Annotated in this window: 1 protein-coding gene; it reads left to right on the top strand. The window is 74.0% G+C overall.

The window, feature by feature from the left end; genetic code table 11:
• The coding region (locus DEI89_RS17265) for a zinc-binding dehydrogenase (RefSeq protein ID WP_146236853.1) at positions 1–562 on the top strand (562 nt) is incomplete at its 5' end.
• Positions 563–565 lie beyond the last annotated feature (3 nt).

Raw genomic sequence — 565 nt, 5'->3', positions numbered from 1 at the left:
GGGTCAGACCCTGCTGGTGCACGGCGGGACCGGTGGGATGGGGTCACACGCGGTGCTCTGGGCGAAGGCCCTCGGCGCCCGGGTGGTCGCGACCTCCGGTGGCGAGCGGAAGGTCCGGGCCTCCCGCGAGCTCGGCGCGGACCTCGTCGTCGACCACCGGGAGGAGGACTTCGTCGAGCGGGCGCTGGCCTTCACGGACGGTGTCGGCGTGGACGTCGTCCTCGATGTCGTCGGCCCGTCCTACCTGCACCGGAACCTCGAGGTCCTCGCGCCGAACGGCCACCTGGCGATCATCGCCGCGGGTGCCGGACCGGACGCGACGCTGCCGATCGGGCAGCTGATGCGGAAGCGCGCGACCGTCAGCGGCACGACGCTCCGGGCACGTCCCGCTGCCGAGAAGGCGGAGATCGTCGCCGCCGTCCGTCGGGACGTGTGGCCGTTCGTGGCGGACGGTCGGGTGCGACCGGTCGTCGACGCGGTGCTGCCGATCGCCGACGCGGCCGAGGCGCACCGCCGACTGACGTCCGGCGACGTCATCGGCAAGCTGCTGCTCGCGCTGTAGCGG

The organism is Curtobacterium sp. MCBD17_030, assembly GCF_003224255.1.
Classification (GTDB): domain Bacteria; phylum Actinomycetota; class Actinomycetes; order Actinomycetales; family Microbacteriaceae; genus Curtobacterium.
This window is presented reverse-complemented; position numbering and strand designations above follow the sequence as displayed.